Source organism: Allomuricauda sp. CP2A (genome assembly GCF_001683915.1).
Lineage (GTDB): Bacteria > Bacteroidota > Bacteroidia > Flavobacteriales > Flavobacteriaceae > Flagellimonas.
This window is the reverse complement of the sequence record NZ_LXTT01000130.1, coordinates 1-21,827: the sequence shown is the minus strand read 5'-3', so window position 1 is coordinate 21,827 and position 21,827 is coordinate 1. Positions and strand designations below refer to the sequence as shown.

General features: G+C 43.2%; 17 protein-coding genes. 10 read left to right on the top strand and 7 right to left on the bottom strand.

Annotated features, from left to right (window positions below; translation table 11 throughout):
- Positions 1–80: 80 nt before the first annotated feature.
- Both A7D14_RS15055 and A7D14_RS15050 read right to left on the bottom strand, forming a co-directional pair.
- A complete protein-coding gene (locus A7D14_RS15055; protein ID WP_067036410.1) occupies positions 81–1,691 on the bottom strand; it encodes a RagB/SusD family nutrient uptake outer membrane protein in 1,611 nt (536 codons plus the stop codon).
- 18 nt (positions 1,692–1,709) lie between these two features.
- Positions 1,710–4,829 carry a SusC/RagA family TonB-linked outer membrane protein gene (locus tag A7D14_RS15050; protein WP_067036407.1) on the bottom strand — a complete coding sequence of 1,040 codons (3,120 nt, stop codon included), beginning with the start codon at positions 4,827–4,829 and terminating at the stop codon, positions 1,710–1,712.
- A gap of 376 nt (positions 4,830–5,205) precedes the next feature.
- Here A7D14_RS15050 and A7D14_RS15045 point away from each other — a divergent pair, with 376 nt between their 5' ends.
- The 3 genes from A7D14_RS15045 to A7D14_RS15035 are packed head-to-tail and all read left to right on the top strand — an operon-like array spanning position 5,206 to position 10,457.
- A complete protein-coding gene (locus A7D14_RS15045; protein WP_067036405.1) occupies positions 5,206–6,222 on the top strand; it encodes a LacI family DNA-binding transcriptional regulator in 1,017 nt (338 codons plus the stop codon).
- A gap of 60 nt (positions 6,223–6,282) precedes the next feature.
- Entirely contained in the window at positions 6,283–8,589 is a 2,307-nt protein-coding gene (locus A7D14_RS15040; protein ID WP_067036402.1) for a glycoside hydrolase family 65 protein, read from the top strand.
- A complete protein-coding gene (locus A7D14_RS15035; protein WP_067036400.1) occupies positions 8,586–10,457 on the top strand; it encodes an alpha-amylase family glycosyl hydrolase in 1,872 nt (623 codons plus the stop codon). Before A7D14_RS15040 ends, A7D14_RS15035 begins: the two co-directional genes overlap by 4 nt.
- 88 nt (positions 10,458–10,545) lie before the next feature.
- Here the strand turns inward: A7D14_RS15035 and A7D14_RS15030 are convergent, their stop codons facing one another.
- Positions 10,546–10,965 carry a hypothetical protein gene (locus A7D14_RS15030; RefSeq protein WP_067036398.1) on the bottom strand — a complete coding sequence of 140 codons (420 nt, stop codon included), beginning with the start codon at positions 10,963–10,965 and terminating at the stop codon, positions 10,546–10,548.
- Positions 10,966–11,211: 246 nt separating this feature from the next.
- Between A7D14_RS15030 and A7D14_RS15025 the strand changes: the two genes are divergently transcribed.
- A complete protein-coding gene (locus A7D14_RS15025) occupies positions 11,212–11,907 on the top strand; it encodes a glycerophosphodiester phosphodiesterase (protein WP_083158125.1) in 696 nt (231 codons plus the stop codon).
- On the top strand, positions 11,907–13,178 hold the full coding sequence (locus A7D14_RS15020; RefSeq protein WP_067036392.1) for an NAD(P)/FAD-dependent oxidoreductase: 1,272 nt from the start codon (positions 11,907–11,909) through the stop codon (positions 13,176–13,178). The genes A7D14_RS15025 and A7D14_RS15020 overlap by 1 nt, the downstream gene beginning before the upstream one ends.
- 2 nt (positions 13,179–13,180) lie before the next feature.
- On the opposite strand, the gene A7D14_RS15015 is transcribed toward A7D14_RS15020, so the two are convergent.
- The gene (locus tag A7D14_RS15015; protein ID WP_067036389.1) at positions 13,181–13,909 is read right to left on the bottom strand and encodes an MIP/aquaporin family protein; all 729 of its coding nucleotides are present in this window, start codon (positions 13,907–13,909) and stop codon (positions 13,181–13,183) included.
- Positions 13,910–13,954: 45 nt separating this feature from the next.
- Positions 13,955–15,454 (bottom strand): glycerol kinase GlpK, encoded by a 1,500-nt coding sequence (gene glpK / locus A7D14_RS15010; protein WP_067036385.1) that lies wholly within the window; start codon positions 15,452–15,454, stop codon positions 13,955–13,957.
- A gap of 65 nt (positions 15,455–15,519) precedes the next feature.
- Here glpK and A7D14_RS15005 point away from each other — a divergent pair, with 65 nt between their 5' ends.
- Positions 15,520–16,053 (top strand): DUF1697 domain-containing protein, encoded by a 534-nt coding sequence (locus A7D14_RS15005; protein ID WP_067036382.1) that lies wholly within the window; start codon positions 15,520–15,522, stop codon positions 16,051–16,053.
- A gap of 41 nt (positions 16,054–16,094) precedes the next feature.
- Here A7D14_RS15005 and A7D14_RS15000 read toward each other — a convergent pair whose 3' ends face one another.
- On the bottom strand, positions 16,095–16,571 hold the full coding sequence (locus A7D14_RS15000) for a TspO/MBR family protein (RefSeq protein ID WP_067036379.1): 477 nt from the start codon (positions 16,569–16,571) through the stop codon (positions 16,095–16,097).
- Between the two features lie 92 nt (positions 16,572–16,663).
- Between A7D14_RS15000 and A7D14_RS14995 the strand changes: the two genes are divergently transcribed.
- The 3 genes from A7D14_RS14995 (at position 16,664) to A7D14_RS14985 (ending at position 19,744) form a co-directional block, all read left to right on the top strand.
- On the top strand, positions 16,664–17,758 hold the full coding sequence (locus A7D14_RS14995) for a diphosphomevalonate/mevalonate 3,5-bisphosphate decarboxylase family protein (RefSeq protein WP_067036377.1): 1,095 nt from the start codon (positions 16,664–16,666) through the stop codon (positions 17,756–17,758).
- Between the two features lie 131 nt (positions 17,759–17,889).
- A complete protein-coding gene (locus tag A7D14_RS14990; RefSeq protein WP_067036374.1) occupies positions 17,890–18,828 on the top strand; it encodes a mevalonate kinase in 939 nt (312 codons plus the stop codon).
- 10 nt (positions 18,829–18,838) lie between these two features.
- Positions 18,839–19,744: a geranylgeranylglycerol-phosphate geranylgeranyltransferase gene (locus A7D14_RS14985; protein ID WP_067036371.1), complete on the top strand. Its 906-nt coding sequence runs from the start codon at positions 18,839–18,841 to the stop codon at positions 19,742–19,744.
- 41 nt (positions 19,745–19,785) lie between these two features.
- On the opposite strand, the gene A7D14_RS14980 is transcribed toward A7D14_RS14985, so the two are convergent.
- Positions 19,786–20,658 carry a bile acid:sodium symporter family protein gene (locus tag A7D14_RS14980; protein ID WP_067036368.1) on the bottom strand — a complete coding sequence of 291 codons (873 nt, stop codon included), beginning with the start codon at positions 20,656–20,658 and terminating at the stop codon, positions 19,786–19,788.
- A 298-nt stretch (positions 20,659–20,956) separates the two neighbouring features.
- On the opposite strand from A7D14_RS14980, the gene A7D14_RS14975 reads away from it, so the two are divergent.
- A complete protein-coding gene (locus A7D14_RS14975; RefSeq protein ID WP_067036365.1) occupies positions 20,957–21,799 on the top strand; it encodes a pseudouridine synthase in 843 nt (280 codons plus the stop codon).
- Positions 21,800–21,827: the final 28 nt, after the last annotated feature.

Below are 21,827 nucleotides of genomic sequence, written 5' to 3'. Positions count from 1 at the left end.
ATACAACGGCCATGCTTAAACAGAAAAGGCCGCCAATTGGCGGCCTTTCGTTATGTATAAACAGCCTAAACTTTGATTGCTTAGTATCCTGGATTTTGAACCAAGTTTGGATTGGAAAGCAAAGCATTGTTTGGAATTGGGAACAATAGTTTTGTGTCATCACCTACGGCAGATGGGTCTTTAAACTCCCAATCCCTGGTGTATTGACCAAAACGGATCATATCACCTCTTCTAACAAACTCAACATATAGCTCCCTTCCTCTTTCGGCCAAAAGGTCTGCTTCTGAAACAGTGCCCAGAGGAGTGGCTTCCCTAAGGGTTCTTAGCTCATTGACCATTGCAGTTGGGTCTCCGCCACTACGCATCATGGCTTCAGCTTTCATCAAGTGGGCATCGGCATATCTAAAGATGATCTCATGGCTCAAGAATTCTCCATAGCGGGGACCATACTTTATAACACGAATACCTGTTCTTTCATTGTTGCCCACCAAACCAGGAAAATCTTTTGTGAAGATAAGATTGTTGCCTGGTCTATCTTTCATTAGACTACCATTAGGAGTATATTGTTGTCCGATCAAGAAACCAAATCCTACATTGGAGCCATCTTCGAAGCCATCACTGTTATCATCTTTGGTTCCGGCAGCACCTGTAAAGGGAGTCCCTGCATTTGGAACCCATCCACGACGTTCTTCTTGGCCATCCAATGGAGTACCATCCAATTCACCTCTGTTGCTATTGGGGTCTCCCTCGAACATATCGTAAAATTCTGCAAGCGTGCTGAATCCGTTCCAGCCACCACCACCCAATTCGGTGGAATTGTAGTGCAATCCGTTAAAGATCCGGTTACCGACTGAAGTGGGAAGGTACCAAATGGTTTCGGTATCGGCAGTATCCCTGAAGATGTCAAAATACCCCCCTTGAAGTTCATATCCTTCGGCAGCGATTTCATCTACCAAAGAAATAACACGGGTCATATCTCCTGAATCTGGAGTGCCAGAACCATTATAAATATGCTTGTTCAAAAGAACACGTGCCAAAAGGAAGCGAGCCGCAGCTTTGCTGGCACGGGCATTATCTTCACTGCTTGGTGCAGCTACTGCAGGAAGCCCCGTAATGGCAGCTTCCAAATCCGTGATAACAAAATCCACTGCTTCGGTCCTTGACAAAACACGAGGATTGATTTCTGGGCCTTCATCCACTTCCCTAAAGGGAACCTGTCCATATAGATCCAGAATTACCCACATACTCAAGGCGCGGATAAACTGGGCTTCTGCCAAGGTTTCGGCAGGGGCGTTACTTCTGGAATCGATAACCTCGGAAGCTCTAAAAACGTTTTGATTGAACTGGTTCCAAGTATTTAGGATGTATTGGTGTGATGCATCCCAAGTATGTTGGTGCAAGGTTCTCCAGATACCGTTGTCCCCCCAGTCAGTACCTCTAGTGGGCACTAACTGCTCATCAGTGGAAACTTCTGTAAGCGCATAATAGTTTGCTTGATCTCCAAAATGGCCATTAAGATCGTTGTAAAGACCATCTACCTGACTGGCGGGATCACCCACCCCAGAGAATCCTTCGCCGGTATCCTCAGGAAAATTCGAGTCTGTCTCTTCAATTTCCAAATTTGTACAGGAAATTATGAGTGCTATGCTTAACGCAATTGGCGTGAATAGTTTTAATCGATTTCTTTTCATTGTCTTCAATTTTTTTATTTAAAAAGTAGCGTTTAAGCCGAAGGTAATGGTTCTTGGTCTCGGGAAAGATGTATAATCAATTCCGGCAGTTGGTATACCGTTGAGCAAATCGCTAACTCCATTGTTTGGAGTACCGGGCTGTACGCTAACTTCAGGATCTAAACCACTATAATCTGTAATCAAGAACAGGTTTTGTCCTGTAACAGAAAGTCTAAGGCTTTTCAACGCACCGTCACCACTAAGGGGTACAGTATAACCAATGGATGCGTTTTGTAGTCTGACAAAATCGCCATCTTCCAAGAATCTTGTGGAAACTGGTGCAGAGGCCAAGTTGCTTTCACCGGCTGTAAGTACATCTGGAGTAACATTTCTGGCGTTACCAATGGAACCAGCGGTAAAGAATGCGTTTCTGGTGTTGTTGTAGACCGAGAAACCGAATTGACCTGCGAAATAGGCTGAGGCATCCCAATTTTTATAACCAAAATTCAAAGATAGACCAGCATTTACATCAGGTAGGGCATCTTTACCTACAAAAGTTTGAACGTCCCCAATAGGTAGTCCATTCTCATCAAATCCTTCAAACTCACGGAGGAAGTAAGAGAACAGTGGTCGGTCCCCTGCCAAAATCTGGGCAAAGGCCAATGAAAGTCCCTGACCACGTATGGTACCTGCAGGAATCTGTCCAGCAAAATCCTGCAATTCGTTTTCGTTGTATGCAATATTGAATGAGGTGCTAAAGTTTACATCTTCAGTAGCTACCCAATCCACATTCATTTCAAATTCAACCCCTTGGTTGATCAAGGTTGCATCCAAGTTTTGGAAGAAACGTGGTTGTGGCGATGGTTGTGCCGCCTCTATGTTCAACAGTAGATCTGTTGTCTCCTTGCGGTAAACGTTGATGCTACCAGAAACTTTATCTGCATTGAAACCAAAGTCAATACCTACGTTGAAATCCAATGTTTCCTCCCACTTCAAATCGGGATTGGCAAATGTAACGGGTGAAATACCAGGTGGAATAAACTCTCCTGCGTCATTAATGGAGGGGCTTCCAAACCTTTCACGTCTAATGAACTGTCCATATCCAAGACCTTCTTGGTTACCAGTGATACCTGCACCCAATCGCAATTTAAGGGTGGAGAAGGTGTCTCCCATAAAATCTTCTTCACTGATTTTCCAAGCAAAGGCAGCAGAAGGGAAGTAACCATATTGATTGTTGCCTCCGAATCTGGATGATCCATCAGCTCTAATGGTTGCGGTGAACAAGTACTTGTCCATCAACGTGTAGTTGACCCTTGCAAAGAATGATTGCAATTCATCTGTGTTATCAAAAGTGTCCGCTGCAATAGATCTTACGGAGCGTGAAGATGAACCTGGTGTTAGGCGGTCTGCAGCAACAACTGTTGGTAAAAGTCGGTTTACCACAATATCACTGGATCTTGGGTCATAGCCAAATTGTTGGAAAGGACCATCTATTTGGGCTTGCGTGCTATTTACAGATGTTCTTAAATTGTCCTCCATGACGTTAAAATCTGAAGAGGAGAAACCGAACCCTTCAACGTTACGGCCACTGGTGCCGAAGTCTTGGAAAGAATAGCCCACGATGGCATCCAGATAAGAATTATCAAACTCTTTGCGATAGTTCAAAGTTGCTTCAATAAGTCTGTTTTCCAGATCAAGGGTGTTAAAGTTTCCTCGACCATTACCTTGAACGTTTCTTCCGGCGTTTATAGCATCTCTTGTGGTAAGTGCTAGTGTTTCACCATCCGATTTATCGTATCCCAAGTTGATTTTACCCGTCAATTCTGGAGTAAACTTGTACTCCACGGAGCCATTCAATAGAACTCTGTTTACATTACTTGTTGTTCGCACTTCCTCTATTAAGGTGGCTGGGCTAAGAAGACCTCCAGCTGCTGAAAAAGATGGACTGGTTGGCCAAGTTGGGTTGGCAGAGTAAGCTGCACCAAGCAAGTCCCCGTTAAAACCGGCACTACCACTTAATGGGGCCCTTTGTTCATTGACTCTTGAGATCGTTCCCTGTAAATTGAGGGTAAGGTTGTCATCCAAGAACCTATGGGTGGCGTTTATACGGCCAGTGATTCTTTCCAAATCGGAATTTTCAATGACCCCAAATTGTTTTCCGTACCCAAAAGTGGCCCTAATGTTACCTTTGCCATAGTTGTTGGAATAGGAAAGGTTCTGGTTTTGGGAAGCCACCGTACGGGTCACATAATCTTGCCAATCTGTATCATAGCCAAAATCTTGTGCATCACGATCTCCCCCAAACTGTTCCACGGCATCCAAGAAATCTTCCCTGCCCAACAAATCGTAATCGTTGGCCGGGGATGAAATGCTTAGGTTTGAAGAAAATTCAAACTTTCCTCCTTGGCTACCTCTACCTGTCTTAGTGGTAATGATCACCACACCGTTCGCTCCACGTGAACCATAGATGGCTGTTGCAGAAGCATCTTTAAGAACACTTATACTTTCTATGTCGCTCGGATTCAAGAAATTCAAAGGGTTTGAAGAAGTAGATGTACCGAGACCTGTATCACCACTGGAAGGAGAAGTATTTGCCCCTGAAAGTGGAACACCATCCACAACAAAAAGTGGATTGTTGTTGGAACGTACAGAGTTTGTCCCCCTAATCCTAATGGCAACCCCATCTCCAGGGGCACCACTTGCCTGAGTAATCTGGACCCCGGCAGTTTTACCTTGGATCAATTGTTCCGGTGAAGCAATGACACCTCCGTTGAAATCTTCCGAGGTTACGGCTGCCACGGCACCCGTTGCATCTTTAATAGTGGTTTGACCATAACCAATGATTACCACTTCATCCAATGCCTGGGTATCTTCCTCCATTGTGATGTTAATGGTAGATCTTCCATTAACGGCAGTCTCAATGGTTTTGTATCCAATGTAACTGAACACAAGTGTGGCCGATTCGCCGATACCATCCAAAGTGTAATTACCATCAAAGTCGGTTTGCGTACCATTGGTCGTTCCTTTAACCAATACGCTTGCTCCCGGTAATGGTCCGGTAGCGTCCGAAACAGTACCAGATACTGTCTGAGCTTTTGCCAAACTGAAGCATAAAAAAGCTCCAAGCAGCAAAAGGCTTCTAAGTAGCGTAATCTTCATAAATAGTTAATTTTAAGTTTAGTTAATTTTAATTCAAGTGTTAAACATATATAAAAAAAATGTTAATCTAAATTTATCTATATTACAATATGAAACGAAAACGGTTTCGTGTTGATAACTTTAATTCTTTAGAAGGGTGATAAAATTAATGTGTATTCAACACTTATATCGTAATATAAATACAAATAATTAAGAAATATGCAATTTTACCACTAATATAGTGTTTTTATTTTTTAGCGGCCATTAACATTTTGATAAGAGTTTTTTTGATCTGTCACCTTCTTTTTGTTAAAAAGCATGGTTTTGACCAAGTCGCTTTTCCATTTTCCGTAATTTCCTGCCGTATACAGTGAAACCAAATTAGCCTTATTAAAAAGTGAAGATTACCCTAAAAGATATAGCAAGAGAACTTGAAGTGTCCATTTCCACAGTTTCAAAAGCACTAAAGAACAGTGAGGAAATCAGCAGGGATACCAAGGAAAAAGTACAGGCTTTTGCTAAGCTTTATAATTATAAGCCCAACAACATTGCCATTAGCCTCAAAAATAAAAGGACCAAGAACATAGGGGTGGTCATCCCAGATATTGTGCATCATTTTTTTACCACTGTTATCCGGGGAATCGAAAAATATGCAAATGCCAGAGGATATAATGTGATCGTTTGCCTTTCAGAAGAGTCCTTTGACAAGGAAGTGATCAACATGGAGATGTTGGCCAATGGAAGTATAGATGGATTTATCATGTCACTGTCCTCGGAGACCCAACAAAAAGCAGACTACAACCACCTAAAGGAAGTTACCGAACAAGGGATTCCCGTAGTACTTTTTGACCGAATCACAAATGAAATAGACTGCGACAAAGTCATCATTGATGACGAACTGGGCGCTTATATGGCCACCAAAAGACTCATTGATGAAGGAAGAAAAAAAATAGCTTTGATCACAACGGACGATTACCTGAGCGTGAGCAAGGCCCGTACCATGGGGTATAGAAAAGCACTGATTGAAAGTGGTTTGGGTGTGGACGAATCCAGAATACTCAAGCTTTCTTCCATGGAAATGGATGAGGAAAGAATCAAGGACTTTTTTGAAACCCAGAAAGTTGATGCTGTTTTGTGTGTCAATGAAATATTTGCGGTCTATAGTATGCGCTTGGCCCAAGAAAAGGGGCTCAAGATACCTGAAGACATTTCATTTATTGGCTTTACCGATGGCTTTTTGTCAAAATACGCCTATCCCAGTTTAACGGTAGTGGCCCAGCACGGTGAAAAAATGGGAGAGATTTCCGCTCAAATGTTGATTGATAAGGTAGAAGGCGAAAAAGAAGAGGAGGAAACCTTCCAGACCAAAACTTTGGAGCCTACCCTGGTCATCAGGGACTCCATATTTCACTAAGTTTATAATGTCCTTATCATAAAGCTACCTACATTTGCTTAACAATTTTTGGTATAAGCAATGAATCAGGATTATATAAAAGCACACCCTTGGTCCATTATAGAGGAAGGGTTTAGCAACGAACAGGTGGAATCCTCCGAAAGCCTTTTCAGTATTGGCAATGGGGCCATGGGACAACGCGCCAACTTTGAAGAGCAATACTCAGGCGAAACGTTTCAAGGCAGCTATATTGCTGGCGTGTATTATCCGGACAAAACCCGTGTGGGATGGTGGAAAAATGGGTATCCCGAATATTTTGCCAAAGTGCTCAATGCCCCCAATTGGATCGGGATTGACATCACCATTAATGATACCCCCCTAGACCTGAACACCTGTAAAGAAGTGGACCACTTCCGTCGTGAGCTCAACATGAAGGAAGGTTGGTACAAACGCAGCTTTGTGGCCACCATGCCCAACGACTTGAAAATTGCTGTAGAAGTCGTCAGGTTCTTGAGCTTGGATTTGGATGAAACCGGGGCAATTCAATATAACCTGCAGATTCTGAATTCGGATGCCGAAGTGGTCATGGTCCCCTATTTGGATGGAGGCATCAAAAATAAGGATAGCAATTGGGATGATAAGTTCTGGAACATCACCGACATTGCTTCGGAAGGAAACAGGGCCTTTGTGGCTTCCCACACCATGAAGACCAATTTTTCCGTCTGTACCTTTATGCAGAGCGAACTATATGTTGATGGCGCCAAATCCGATGTAAAGCCAACTACCCAAAAAGATGATACATCCGTAGGCCATTCCTATATAACCAAGGTCAACAAGGACGAAACCTTGACCTTGATAAAATTCGGGGGCTACACCGTGGACAGAAACCATCCCAAGGATAAATTACAAAAAGCAGCCCATACCGTTTTGGATAAAGCCTCACAATTGGGGTTTGATGCCCTCCTACAAAATCAAAAAGAGGCTTGGGCCCAGATTTGGGAAATGAGCGACATTACCATTGAAGGCGACGTAAAGGCACAGCAAGGCATCCGTTTCAATATTTTTCAGCTCAACCAAACGTATTTGGGCAAAGATTCCCGTTTGAATATCGGCCCAAAGGGATTTACGGGTGAAAAATACGGGGGGAGCACCTATTGGGACACCGAAGCCTATTGCCTGCCCTTTTATATGGCTACAAAAAACCAAGATGTTGCTTGGAACCTGCTGAAATATCGGTATAACCATCTGGAAAAGGCGATAGAAAATGCCCAAAAACTGGGCTTTTCAAATGGGGCGGCCCTCTATCCCATGGTAACGATGAACGGAGAGGAATGCCATAACGAATGGGAAATCACTTTTGAGGAAATCCATAGAAATGGGGCCATTGCCTTCGCCATTTATAATTACCATCGCTTCACCGGAGATTATAGCTATATCCCAAAAATGGGTTTGGAAGTGTTGGTCGGGATAGCCCGATTCTGGCACCAACGGGTCAATTTTTCCGAAGACAAGCAAAAATATGTGATGTTGGGCGTTACCGGACCCAATGAGTACGAAAACAACGTCAACAATAACTGGTACACCAACTATTTGGCCCAATGGTGCATTGAATATGCCTTGGAACAGCTCAAAAAAGTACAGGAATCCCATCCAGAGGAGTATAAAAGAATAATTGGCAAAACAAACTTGACCCAAAGCGAGACCGAAGATTGGGGCAAGGTGGCCAACAACATGTATTTTCCATATACAGAAAAACATGATGTATTTCTACAACAAGATGGATTTTTGGACAAGGAAATGGTCAAGGTTCAGGATTTGGACAAGTCCGAACGACCCATCAACCAAAAATGGAGTTGGGACCGAATTTTGAGGTCGCCCTACATTAAACAAGCAGATGTGCTTCAAGGATTCTATTTCTTTGAGGATCATTTCAGCCAAGAAGAACTGGAGCGCCATTTTGATTTCTACGAGCCGTTCACGGTGCATGAGTCTTCGCTATCACCTTGTGTGCACAGCATCCAAGCTGCCAAATTGGGGAGAATGGAACAGGCATACACCTTTTATTTACGAACCTCAAGATTGGACTTGGACGATTACAACAAGGAAGTCAAAGAAGGGCTTCACATTACTTCCATGGCCGGTACGTGGATGAGCATTGTGGAAGGTTTTGGGGGCATGCGGGTGTTGAATGATCAACTGTGCTTTGCACCCCGAATCCCAGACCAATGGAAATCCTATGCCTTTAAGATCAATTTCAGGAACCAAATTATCACCATCCATGTTTCCGCAAATGGCAGTTCATTTGAAATCAATGGAAATAAGCCATTGACCATTCAGGTGGATGGAAAATCGGTCAAGTTGATTCCCGGAGAAACCACAAAGGCATGAAAACTAACCGCCTCATCACTTTTTTGATTGTGTTGGGCGTAGTATATTCATGCAAGCAGAACAGCAACCAAAAGCCCACCGAGCCACCTATGAAGAAAAAAGCTGTAGTCTATCAGGTTTTCACCCGACTTTTTGGAAATACCAATACCACCAATAAGCCTTGGGGTACTATCGAGGAAAATGGGGTGGGTAAATTTGCGGATTTCACGGATGGAGCTTTGGGAGAAATCAAAGATTTGGGCATTACCCATATTTGGTACACTGGGGTGCCGCACCATGCTTTGATCAATGACTATACCGCCTACGGCATTTCCAATGATGACCCCGATGTGGTCAAGGGCCGTGCCGGCTCCCCGTATGCCGTCAAGGATTATTACAATGTAAACCCAGATCTGGCGATTGATCCTGCAAAGCGATTGGACGAGTTCAAAGCACTTATAGATCGCACCCACAAAACGGGTATGAAGGTCATCATCGATATCGTGCCCAACCACGTGGCCCGAAATTATGAGGGAGTCACCAATCCAGAAGGGGTGGAAGATTTTGGGGCCAGTGATGATACCAGCAAGGAATATGATGTCAACAATAATTTCTACTACATTCCCGGAGAAGCCTTCAAAGTCCCCGAATGGGATAATGTGTATTTGCCGCTTGGCGGAGAGGAAAACCCTTTGGTTGATGCCAAGTTTGAGGAAATTCCTGCCAAATGGACGGGCAATGGTTCCCGATTGGCCCAACCGAATTTCAACGATTGGTACGAAACCGTGAAGGTCAACTATGGCATTCGCCCTGATGGCACCAAAGATTTTGAGGAGCTGCCCGGAGATTTTTGGACAAAGGATTATAAAGCCCATTTCGAATTTTGGAAAGACAAGGCCCTGCCCGATTCGTGGTACAAGTTCAAGGATATTGCTTTGTACTGGTTGGATTTTGGAGTGGATGGTTTCCGGTTTGACATGGCCGAAATGGTTCCAGTGGAGTTTTGGAGCTATCTGAATTCCAATATCAAAATGAAAAACCCAAATGCCTTTTTGATGGCTGAGGTCTATAATCCAGATTTATATAGAGCATATATCCACTTGGGAAAAATGGATTATCTGTACGACAAAGTGGACCTTTATGATAGCATCAAGCATATTATGAAGGGCTATGGTTGGACAGATCATATTCCCGTAGTTCAGAAAAAAATGGCGGATATTGAACATCACATGCTCCATTTTTTGGAAAACCATGATGAACAGCGTATTGCCAGTCCCGATTTTGTGGGCGATGCCCAATTGGCCAAACCTGCGATGGTGGTTTCGGCCACGATCAGTACGTCACCCACCATGATTTATTTCGGACAGGAAGTTGGGGAGCCCGGTGCCGAGGATGCCGGTTTTGGCAAACCCACCCGCACTTCCATTTTTGATTACATCGGAGTGCCCCATCACCAACGATGGATGAACAACAAAAAATTTGATGGTGGCCAACTTTCAGAAGAGGAAAGAAATTTACGTGATTTTTACCAACGCCTTTTAAATTTTACCATTGAAAGCAATGCGTTGATGGGAGACTACCAAGAAATCCACTATTACAATAAGGACCACACCCAAGGGTATGACCATCGCGTATTTTCCTTTGTACGATGGTCGTCTGATGAAAAACTCATCATCGTTTCCAATTTTGATGCCCATAAAAGCTATGGCTTCCAGCTAAGGGTTCCGGAAGACGTCATCAGTAAATGGCAATTGGAAAATAAAGGATATCAACTCGAAGAGCAACTCTACGGAGAGGTAAATAAGGTGCTTTCTATCAGTAATGGAAGGGGAGAAATACAAATGGAACTAGAACCCCTGCAATCCTTTATTTTTTGTTTGAAGCCATAAAAAAGAGAGTGTCTAAAAGCAACAAAAGGTTGAGTTTGTCAGGTTGAGCTTTTTAGACACTCTCCCAAGTTCAAGGTGGTTAGTGACCTTATTCCTTTTTGGCTGTTTTTTGATAAACAAGGGAAATTACAATTCCAATGATGCCATAGAAAACAATATCAATCACCGCTTCCACAATATAAGCGGTCATATCCATAAAATTTGCTGTAGCGTATTGTAGCAATCCCATTCCAATTCCGATAAAAACACCGATCCAAGCTCCAAATTGAAAACCTTGTCCCATTGAATGGTGACCTCTGGCCCATTTACTGTAAAGTGTGCATAAGGCAAAAACAGCAATTAAGTTTGCCAATGCAATGAGCCCTAAATTGGGAACTTCCTTCATAACATTGACAATAGTGTGCTCTTCAAAAAAATCTACTGTGGCTATACCCCAAATAAGGTATCCCAAGAAAAACATGACAATTGCGCCGACCAAGGTGGCCAGCAAATTAGATTTTGAAAACATGTTGGTTTATTTAATTGATTATTAATATGATAAATGTATTAAATAAAAATTGTCAAATGCATAAAATTTTACTCATATTATTATCAATATTGTTTTTAAGGCTGTTTTGGGCATACTTTTCGGTTTCTTAAAAGGATTCCCTATTTCGTTTTCAAATTGTATTTTTAGCTTACTTAAAGAAAAAATAGAATGAAAAAAGGTTTGCTCTTGGCCTCTTTGGCCATTTTACTTCTAAACAGTTGTGGTATGAAAGAATCAAAAACCCTGGTCATTGGTCATAGGGGAGCCATGGGTCACGAAACCGAGAACACCTTGGCTTCGGTACAAAAAGCATTGGATTTGGGTGTGGATATGATCGAGATTGATGTGTTTAGAATAGAAAGTGGGGAAATTGTGGTCTTTCATGATAAAACGGTGGATAGGTTGTCCAACGGTATTGGCATGATTGAGGATTACAATGTGTTCACCATGAAGCAGCTTACTTTGGAAGGTGGCCATAAAATTCCACTGCTCCAGGATATTTTGAAGCTGATCAACAATCAAGTGGCCCTAAACATTGAACTGAAGGGATACAAAACGGCAGAGAAGGTCAACCAAATCATAAATTATTATATATCGGATAGAGGCTGGTCTCCGGAAAACATCATCATTTCCAGTTTTATATGGGATGAGTTAAGGGATATGAGGAAGTTTAACAAGGATGTGAAAATAGCCATCCTTACAGAAGAAGACCCGTTGCAGGCCATTGAGGTGGCAAAGGAACTGAATGCCGTGGCCATAAATCCCAATTTTAAAACGTTGACCGCAGAAAATACGGCCAAGATTCACGATGAAGACCTAAAAATCTACACATGGACCGTTAATGAACCCGAAGATATTCAAAAAATGAAGGATTTTGGGGTGGATGGGATTATCACCAACTATCCTGAGCGGGTACACTGATGTTTGATGTCATAATTGTGGGAGGTGGTGCCGCCGGATTCTATGCGGCAATCCATATTGCTGAACAGGCACCACATCTTAAAGTGGCCATTTTTGAACGGGGCAAGACGGTACTGTCCAAAGTAAAGGTCTCCGGTGGTGGGCGCTGTAATGTCACCCATGGAGCGTTTGACCCCAAGGAACTGGTTGCCAATTACCCACGCGGCGAAAAGGAACTTTTGGGGCCGTTCCATTCCCACGCCCCCATGGATGTCATGACGTTTTTTGAAGAGCGGGGCGTTTCGCTCAAAATTGAGGAAGACGGCCGTGTCTTTCCCAAAAGTGATTCTTCCCAAACCATAATCGATTGTTTTGAAAGCGAAGCCCAACGTCTTGGGGTAAAAGTATTGAGGAATAGTGCTGTAAAACAGTTTACAAAGCATGGTGATGGGTGGCAGGTCACCACCATGAACAAGCACTATCAAACCAAAAAACTGTTGCTGGCCACGGGAAGCAATACCAAAATATGGAATCAGTTGAAAGATTTGGGGCATACCATTGTTTCTCCCGTTCCCTCACTATTTACGTTCAATATAAAAGATGAACGGATTAGGGGAATTCAAGGCATTAGTGCTGATGTTTCCGTGGAAATTCCCCCCAAACGAATTTTTTCTACCAATACGAGCGACTTGGGGTTGAAAAGTGTGGTCAAGGATGAGCCGGTACTTCGTTCTGAAGGCCCTATTTTGATTACCCACTGGGGACTGAGCGGCCCGGCCATTTTAAAACTTTCCGCATGGGGAGCCAACATTCTCCATGAGTACAATTATGCATTTCGAGTGATTGTCAACTGGACCCCGGAATATACCACCGGATCTATGGAAGGCTTTCTAAAGAAAGTGAAGGAAGTGGAATCTAAAAAAACGGTAGCGCGTACCCAAGCCGTTAATCTTCCAAGGCGGTTGTGGGTCAAACTGGTGGAAGCGGCACACATCCAAAAAGATGAAAAATGGGCCGACATCACCAAAGAGAAACTCAACAACTTGGCCAAGCAACTTACCGCCTGTTCCTTTCGGGTGGAAGGAAAAAGTACGTTTAAAGAAGAATTTGTCACGGCCGGTGGGGTGGACTTAAAGGAAATCAACTTTAAGACCTTCGAGAGCAAGTTGCATCCCAACCTCTATTTTGCTGGGGAAATCATCAATGTGGATGCCATTACCGGAGGGTTCAACTTCCAAAATGCCTGGACCGGAGCTTTTCTGGTCGCACGTGCCATTGCATCTCAAGAATAATATCAATTCAAAAGCATCGCAATTCCTGCTGCCAAGGCCGCCCCTAAAATGGGCCCCACAACCGGAATCCAAGAATACGCCCAACCACTGGACCCTTTATCTTTTATGGGCAATAAGGCATGCACAATTCTTGGTCCCAAATCCCGCGCTGGATTTATGGCATAACCGGTAAGACCTCCCAATGATAGACCTATGCCCCAAACAATCAGGGCAACGGGAAGGGCTCCCAAAGATCCCAAACCAATAATGGTATTGTCCGAAGAAATTGTAGCATCGGTAAAATAAAGTACGGCAAACATCAGCACAAAAGTGCCCAAGATTTCAGTAAGGAGGTTCAAAAAAGTATTTGGGATGGCAGGGCCAGTACAGAAAACCGCTCTTTTGGTGTCACCGTTGGGAGTGGCATCAAAATGATCCTTGTTGATCAACCAAACTGAAAAAGCAGCCAACATGGCACCGATAAATTGAGCGATGATGTATGGTGCAATGTCATGTACGGGAAATTCACCGGCAACGGCCAAGCCAATGGTAATGGCGGGATTGATGTGTGCGCCACTATAAGGCCCCGCTACCACCACCCCAGTGTAGACCGCAAAGGCCCATCCTGTGGTGATGACGATCCAGCCCGAACCCGAACCGTAGGTTTTTTGTAATGAAACATTGGCATTTACGCCGCACCCCAAAAGCATGAGCAAAAAGGTGCCTACAATCTCAGCAATAAAAGGAGTCATAGAAAATGAGGATAAAAGTTAATGGTTTGGTTATTATTTGTTCGATTATTTGGGATTCTCTGTCCAATATTCCAATGCTTTTATGGCCCTGTACCAACCTTGAATGCCTTTTTCAATCGTTTCCCGGTCAGTTGAAGGCTTAAAATGCACATCAGCCTGCCAAATATCCTGGATTTCATCTGTGCTTTCCCAATAGCCAACGGCCAATCCGGCCAAATAGGCAGCGCCCATAACAGTGGTTTCCACAATTTTTGGTCGAACCGTAATGGTATTCAATACATCAGCCTGAAACTGCATCAGCATATCATTCACCGTGGCCCCGCCATCAACCCGAAGTTCCTTGATGGAGATGCCCGAATCCGCTTCCATGGCCTTTAAAATGTCCATGGTCTGGTAGGCAATGGACTCCAGAGCGGCCCGTGCAATATGGGCATCAGTACTGCCCCGCGTAAGTCCAAAAATAGTCCCCTGGGCCCGTTGGTTCCAATGTGGAGCACCCAATCCTGCAAAAGCAGGTACAAAATAAACTCCTTCGGAACTATCCACCGAACCGGCCAATTTTTCCACGTCGGAAGACTTTTTAATGATGCCAAGACTGTCCCGAAGCCATTGTACCACCGCTCCAGCGATAAAAATACTACCTTCAAGGGCATATTGGGTTTTACCGTTGATTTTCCAAGCTACCGTGGTCAAGAGTTTGTTTTCGGAAACAATGGGCTTGTCACCAATGTTCATCAACATAAAACAACCGGTGCCATAGGTATTTTTTACCATCCCCTTTTTAGTGCACATCTGCCCGAACAAGGCAGCTTGTTGGTCCCCTGCAATTCCGGCAATCGGTATTTTGGAAGCAAAGAAATTGGGACTGGTATACCCATAGACCTCACTGGATTGCTTTACTTGCGGAAGCATGCTTTTGGGTATGGTCAAAAGATCCAGAAGCTCATCGTCCCAATCCATGGTATTGATGTTGAACAGCATGGAGCGGCAGGCGTTGGTAACGTCTGTGATGTGGAGCTTGCCCTCGGTCATTTTCCAAATGAGCCAGGTGTCGATTGTGCCGAGGACCAATTCCCCGGCCTCTGCTTTTTTTCGAGCCCCGTCTAGATGGTCCAGAATCCATTTCACTTTGGTTCCAGAAAAATAGGAATCAATGACAAGTCCGGTCTTTTCCCGAATCATTTGGGATTTCCCCTGACTTTTCAATTCATCGCAATAATCCGCTGTACGCTTATCTTGCCAAACAATGGCATTGTAAACGGGTTCCCCAGTGTTTCTGTCCCAGACCACTACCGTTTCCCGTTGATTGGTGATGCCAATAGCGGCCATTTGTTCCCCTTTTAGCCCCTTTTTGCTCACAGCTTCGGCTGCCATTCCTGCTTGGGTGGCCCAGATTTCACTGGGGTCGTGTTCCACCCACCCTGGTTGGGGAAATATTTGGGTGAATTCTTTTTGAGCAACGGAAATTATGGTTCCCTTTTGATCAAAGACCACAGCGCGGGAACTCGTAGTACCTTGATCCAAGGCAAGGATATATTGATCCATTTTAGTTAATTTAATGCGTTTGAATTTACTAAAATTAATCAGAGTAATTTATTTAGAGAATACGGATGAAGACTTTTATAGCACTTTTACGCGGAATAAATGTGAGCGGCCAAAAGAAAATTAAAATGGCCGAATTGCGGGAAACTTTGACCCAAAACGGATTGGAAAATGTGCAGACCTACATACAGAGTGGCAATATTATCTTTGATAGTGAAGTTTTGGAGACAAGTACCCTTGAACATACGATTCATAAAGCTATAGCTCAGGATTTTGGCTTCGAAGTGCCTACTTTGGTGGTCAGCGGGAGTGCTATTCAAAAAGTTTTGGAAGATAATCCCTTTGCCAATAAAGCGGAGGAAAATAGATTGTATTATGTATTGCTCAAACAAGCTCCAGAGAAGGATGTGGTGGCACAATTTGAAGAACTCAGTTTTACCAACGAAGATTTTCATGTTACGGAAAAATGCGTCTATTTGATGTGCAAAAAAGGGTATGGCAATGCCAAACTCAACAACAATCTTATTGAACGAAAATTAAAGGTGGAGGCCACCACCCGTAACCAGAAAACCATGCAAAAGCTCTTGGAAATGGCGCAATAAGAGTTGTACATACCAAATTCCAAATCTTAAACTTGCACTTTCTAAGGATTCAGCTCCCAAATTCTATAGTTGAGAACCGCGGCAAAACCAACCCAAAGTAAATAAGGAACCATCAAAATAGCGGCGGGTTTGCTCACGACGTTAAACCATTTTATGGTCAGTATGATCAATGTCATTAACACCAAGATGACCAAAAGTGCGGCAAACGGATTTTTCAGTCCAAAAAAAACAATGCTCCATAACGCGTTCACCAGCAGTTGAAATACAAAATGGTACAGTGCGGTCTTTACCCAAACATGGTGGTATCCCTTGGACCAAACAATCCCTGCCGCCACTCCCATGAGGATATACAGCACTGTCCAAACGGGTGCAAAAAGGGAATTGGGAGGTGTAAACTCAGGTTTGTTCAAGGTAACGTACCAATCATTCACGGAACTTTGCGTAGCAAATCCGGCTAAAAATCCTATCAGAAGACAGACAGCAACGCTTATGGCAATGTAAATGATTCTTTTTTTCATGGTTGGTGCAACTCCGTCTAAAATAAGAATTTATTTCAATCCAATTTCCAATACGTGTGTTCCAACCGTATATTTGCCCAAATAGCTTTCCCATGACGGAAAAAGATTTTCTGCCCACACCATACCAACATTTTTCAGATAAGGGAAAAGTGACATGGAAAGCACCCAGCAATATTGCTTTGGTGAAATATTGGGGCAAATTGGCCGATCAAGTCCCGGCAAACCCTTCCATCAGCTTTACGTTGGATGCCTGTGCCACCACAACCACCGTTTCATATCAAAAGAAAGAGAGCAATACAGAAGGATTCTCTTTTGATTTGCTTTTTGAAGGAAAGCCCAAGGCCGATTTCAAGCCCAAGATCAATACTTTTTTTGGTCGGATTGAGGCCTATGTCCCCTTTTTGAAGGAGTACCATTTTACCATTGAGACCTCAAACTCTTTTCCGCACAGCAGTGGCATTGCATCATCGGCAAGTGGAATGGCAGCACTGTCACTTTGCTTGATGGAGATTGAAAAACAATTGAGCCCGGAAATGGATGACGGATTTTTCAAAAAAAAGGCATCGTTTTTAGCCCGATTGGGTTCTGGAAGTGCCTGCAGGAGCATAGAGGGCGATTTGATCCAGTGGGGAGAACACCCCCATATTTCCAATAGCTCAAACCTCTTTGGAATTAAATATCCGTTTGAGGTGAATCCGGTTTTCAATAAGTATCACAACACCATTTTATTGGTGCACAAAGGTCAAAAACAGGTGAGCAGTTCTGTGGGGCATGATTTGATGCACGGCCACCCCTATGCCCAAAACCGTTTTCAACAGGCTTATGATAATTTGGACAAGCTGAAATCCATTTTTGCCGATGGGGATTTGGAAAATTTCATCAAAATAGTGGAAAGTGAGGCGCTGACCCTCCATGCCATGATGATGACCAGCATGCCTTATTTTATCTTGATGAAACCCGATACCTTGGAAATCATCAACAAAATTTGGAAGTATAGGAACGAGAGCAAGGTTCCCATTTGTTTTACCTTGGATGCTGGGGCCAATGTACACGTGCTCTATCCAGAATCGATAAAGGAAAAAGCGATACAATTTATTCAGGATGAATTGGTTGTACACTGTGAGAAAGGGCACTATATTTGCGACCGAATTGGCGTAGGCGCCAAAAAAATAATGGGTAAGAAATAACAGCAAAGCTGTTTTTTTGCGTTATTTGTCCCGTATTACAAAAGAAATCAGTGATTTCAAGGAGAAAACCGTTTTGTTTATCGGAATGTATTGAAAATTAAACAAAATTGTTTGTATCTTGGTAGAAGCATATGAAAGGTCCATTATTTTATTCTAAGATTCTGCTTTTCGGAGAGTATGGTATCATCAAAGACTCCAAAGGTCTTTCAATTCCCTACAATTTTTTTAAAGGGGCTTTAAAGCGGGACAAAAATGCCTCTGAGTTGGCCAAAAAGTCCAATGAGAGCCTCAAAGCCTTCGCTGAATACCTAAAAAATATAGAAAAACAGGAAAAGGGATTGGTCTCTTTTGACATGGAAACCTTGGAAAAGGACATCGCCAATGGCATGTATTTTGACAGTTCCATTCCGCAGGGGTATGGCATTGGAAGTAGCGGGGCCTTGGTGGCCGCCATCTACGATAAATATGCCAACGACAAGATTACCGTTCTTGAAAATCTCACCCGGGACAAACTGTTGAAATTGAAGAAAATCTTCGGAAAAATGGAATCTTTTTTCCATGGAAAATCTTCTGGATTAGATCCGTTGAACAGTTATCTCAGCCTGCCCATACTCATAAATTCCCAAGATAATATTGAATCTACCAGTATTCCATCCCAAAATACCAACGGTAAAGGCGCCGTGTTTTTGTTGGACAGTGGAATCACGGGAGAAACCGCTCCCATGGTTCAGATTTTTATGGAGAAAATGAAGCAGGAAGGTTTTCGTAACATGATCAAGAACCAGTTTGTAAAACATACCGATGCCTGTGTGGAGGATTTCTTGAACGGAAATGTAAAATCCCTCTTTGGCAACCTAAAACAGCTTTCCCATGTAGTTTTGGACCATTTTAAACCCATGATTCCGGCCAAGTTCCACCAGTTGTGGAAACACGGAATTGAAACCAATGACTATTACCTAAAACTTTGCGGCTCTGGCGGTGGCGGATATATTTTGGGCTTTACCGAGGATTTGGACAAAGCCAAAAAAGCACTCAAAGACTACAATTTGGAAGTAGTGTACAACTTCTAAAAGCAATCCCATGCTTAGCAGAAAAAACAAACTCTTGCTTTTTAAGCTATTGAGTCTATTCTCTGTGGTGCGCGGGTACAATATTCTGGTGATTACCCTGGCCCAATATTTGGCCTCGATCTATATCCTGTCTCCAAACATTCCCCTTCGGCAAGTGGTTTTTGACCTCAATCTTTTTTTGATCGTTACCGCTTCGGCACTGGTGATTGCCAGTGGGTACATCATCAATAATTTTTATGATGCCGAGAAGGATTTGATCAACAAACCTGCCAAAAGTATGCTGGACCGACTGGTGAGCCAGCGGTTTAAGTTGACCACCTATTTCATCCTGAATTTTGTGGCGGTGTTGGCCGCCAGTTACATTTCGTTTCGGGCGGTTTTGTTTTTTTCGGCCTATATTTTTGGAATTTGGTTCTATTCCCACAAACTAAAACGGATTCCGTTTATTGGAAACTTGGTCTCGGCCACCTTGGCCATAGCTCCCTTTTTTGTGGTGTTTGTGTACTACAGAAACTTTCAAACGGTCATTTTTGTGCATGCCCTTTTTCTGTTTTTATTGATTTTGGCCCGGGAGATGATCAAGGACTTGGAAAACATGGCGGGCGACATGGCCCAAAACTACCGGACCATTCCCATAATTTATGGCCCAAAAGTTTCCAAATTCATTATTGCGCTCTTGATTGTTTTGACCTTGATTCCCGCCTTGTTGCTCATCAAAACCTTTGATGTGGGCTATATGTACCTCTATTTCATTGCCTGCATTGCCCTTTTGATCCTGTTTTTGGTGCTTTTATGGAAATCCAAGGACAAAAGACACTACGTGTGGCTTCACAACATATTGAAATTCATTATTGTAGCTGGGGTTTTCAGCATTCTGTTGATTGATGTGGATTTGGTGTTGAACCGGATTTTATAAACAATGAACGTATCGGTCCCAACCTTGGTTTAGCCCGTGCATTACGCCATATCGGGTCTTTTTCCAAGTTGCCACATCAAGATTCCCCCAGTTATGAACATCCATATGGCATACGCACCTGTGGGAATGCCCATTTCCACATTCTTCAATATGGAGGTAGCAATCACAAAAGCCAATGTTCCGTTCTGTATACCACTCTCCACAGTTATGGAAATGGCGCTTTTTAAGTCCAATTTGAACAATTTATAGGCAAGATAGCCCAATCCCATGGTCAAGACGTTCAGCAATAAGGTTACAAGCCCAACTTCTCTCAATCCCCTACCGATGATATCAATATTTGCCATGATTACGGCTATAAAAACTAAAATAAAAATTACAGTGGAAGCGATACGCATGGGTTTTTCCATACGCTTGGCAAATGCGGCCCTATACCTTCGGATGATCATACCAATTAAAATGGGAATGGCAGTGATTACCATAATTTGAATGATGGTATCTAAAATGGGCAGTTCAATGGTGATATCGGTACCCGCACCAAAATATTCCAACGCATATGATAGGATAAAAGGAATGGTGAAAACCGTCACTAAACTGGAAAAGGCGGTCAATGTAACAGACAATGCAATATTGCCCTTGGCGACTTGGGTGATCAAGTTGCTGGTGGGCCCTCCGGGGCAAGTGGCTAAAATCATAAGTCCAACGGCCATTGTAGGACTTAGATCAAAAGACACGGCAAGAAGAAAACCCACAATGGGCAATAGGATGAGTTGATTGGTCAAACCGATCAGAATGGCCTTTGGGTTTTTTAAAATCCTGGAGAAGTCGGCAGGTACCAAACTCATTCCCATACCTAACATAATAATGGCGAGGGACAATGGTAAGAACAGCTTGCTTATAATTTCAGTAATTGTCATAGGCTAATCAGTAGTTTTGGTGAATTCAATACCTAAATGGTAAATTGATTAAGGGGTTAAAACATATTTAGTACCCAACACGGGAAGTTCTAAAATCCATTCCAAAAAAGCCGGTTCAAATTGATGGATTGGCTCTAACAGTTGATGGTTTTGGGTTTTGTGGATCCAAACAAGAAATTTTTTAGGTTTCCCTTATCCTTTACAGCCTATCCCAAGATTGGAGATTATCAAAATTCAGCGCGATTTCATCGTATTTTGCCTAAAAATAATGTATACCTTCGCCAAAATTTTATGACTGATGAAGAAATCAGACAATGACCGAAAGCGGAAACCTTCAAAGAACAACAAGGGCAAATACGAGAGAAAGCCCCATTCCAAAAAGTTCAATTCCGCCGAAAAGAAAAGCACCCCCAGAAAACCATCAAATCCAGATGAGATTCGGTTGAACCGCTACATTGCCAATGCGGGAATCTGTTCCCGAAGGGAAGCCGATACGTATATCGCGGCGGGCAATGTTACCGTGAACGGAAAGGTCATTACCGAAATGGGTTTTAAGGTAAAACGTTCCGATGATGTTCGTTTTGACGGCAAACGCCTGAATCCCGAAAAGAAAGAATACATTCTCTTGAACAAACCCAAGAATTTTATCACTACCACCAGTGACGAAAAGGGGAGGCGCACGGTGATGGAACTCATCTCCAGTGCCAGTAAGGCCCGCTTGTTGCCTGTTGGCCGTTTGGACCGAAACACCACAGGGCTTTTGCTCTTTACCAACGATGGGGATTTGACCAAAAAATTGACCCATCCCAAACATGGGGTCCGCAAAATCTACCATGTGCATTTGGACAAAAGTTTAAGTTTGGCCGATTTGCACCAGATTGAAGCCGGTTTGGAACTGGAGGACGGAACCATTGATGTGGATAGCATCAGCTTTATCCAAGGAGCACCCAAGCGTGAGGTTGGGGTGGAAATCCACAGCGGACGCAACCGTATTGTACGCCGCATTTTTGAACATTTGGGCTATGAGGTCACCAAACTGGATCGGGTTATTTTTGCCGGACTCACCAAAAAGGATTTGCCACGAGGCCATTGGCGCCACCTGACCGAGCAGGAGGTGATTAATTTAAAGATGATACAGTAATCATTTTTAGTGGCATATACTTGTACTT

Excerpts from the sequence above, each read along its gene's own strand:
- A7D14_RS15055 (WP_067036410.1), bottom strand. The coding sequence starts at position 1,691 with ATGAAAAGAAATCGATTAAAACTATTCACGCCAATTGCGTTAAGCATA.
- A7D14_RS15050 (WP_067036407.1), bottom strand. The coding sequence starts at position 4,829 with ATGAAGATTACGCTACTTAGAAGCCTTTTGCTGCTTGGAGCTTTTTTA.
- A7D14_RS15040 (WP_067036402.1), top strand. The coding sequence starts at position 6,283 with ATGAATCAGGATTATATAAAAGCACACCCTTGGTCCATTATAGAGGAA.
- A7D14_RS15035 (WP_067036400.1), top strand. The coding sequence starts at position 8,586 with ATGAAAACTAACCGCCTCATCACTTTTTTGATTGTGTTGGGCGTAGTA.
- A7D14_RS15030 (WP_067036398.1), bottom strand. The coding sequence starts at position 10,965 with ATGTTTTCAAAATCTAATTTGCTGGCCACCTTGGTCGGCGCAATTGTC.
- A7D14_RS15025 (WP_083158125.1), top strand. The coding sequence starts at position 11,212 with ATGAAAGAATCAAAAACCCTGGTCATTGGTCATAGGGGAGCCATGGGT.
- A7D14_RS15020 (WP_067036392.1), top strand. The coding sequence starts at position 11,907 with ATGTTTGATGTCATAATTGTGGGAGGTGGTGCCGCCGGATTCTATGCG.
- A7D14_RS15015 (WP_067036389.1), bottom strand. The coding sequence starts at position 13,909 with ATGACTCCTTTTATTGCTGAGATTGTAGGCACCTTTTTGCTCATGCTT.
- glpK (WP_067036385.1), bottom strand. The coding sequence starts at position 15,454 with ATGGATCAATATATCCTTGCCTTGGATCAAGGTACTACGAGTTCCCGC.
- A7D14_RS15005 (WP_067036382.1), top strand. The coding sequence starts at position 15,520 with ATGAAGACTTTTATAGCACTTTTACGCGGAATAAATGTGAGCGGCCAA.
- A7D14_RS15000 (WP_067036379.1), bottom strand. The coding sequence starts at position 16,571 with ATGAAAAAAAGAATCATTTACATTGCCATAAGCGTTGCTGTCTGTCTT.
- A7D14_RS14995 (WP_067036377.1), top strand. The coding sequence starts at position 16,664 with ATGACGGAAAAAGATTTTCTGCCCACACCATACCAACATTTTTCAGAT.
- A7D14_RS14990 (WP_067036374.1), top strand. The coding sequence starts at position 17,890 with ATGAAAGGTCCATTATTTTATTCTAAGATTCTGCTTTTCGGAGAGTAT.
- A7D14_RS14985 (WP_067036371.1), top strand. The coding sequence starts at position 18,839 with ATGCTTAGCAGAAAAAACAAACTCTTGCTTTTTAAGCTATTGAGTCTA.
- A7D14_RS14980 (WP_067036368.1), bottom strand. The coding sequence starts at position 20,658 with ATGACAATTACTGAAATTATAAGCAAGCTGTTCTTACCATTGTCCCTC.
- A7D14_RS14975 (WP_067036365.1), top strand. The coding sequence starts at position 20,957 with ATGAAGAAATCAGACAATGACCGAAAGCGGAAACCTTCAAAGAACAAC.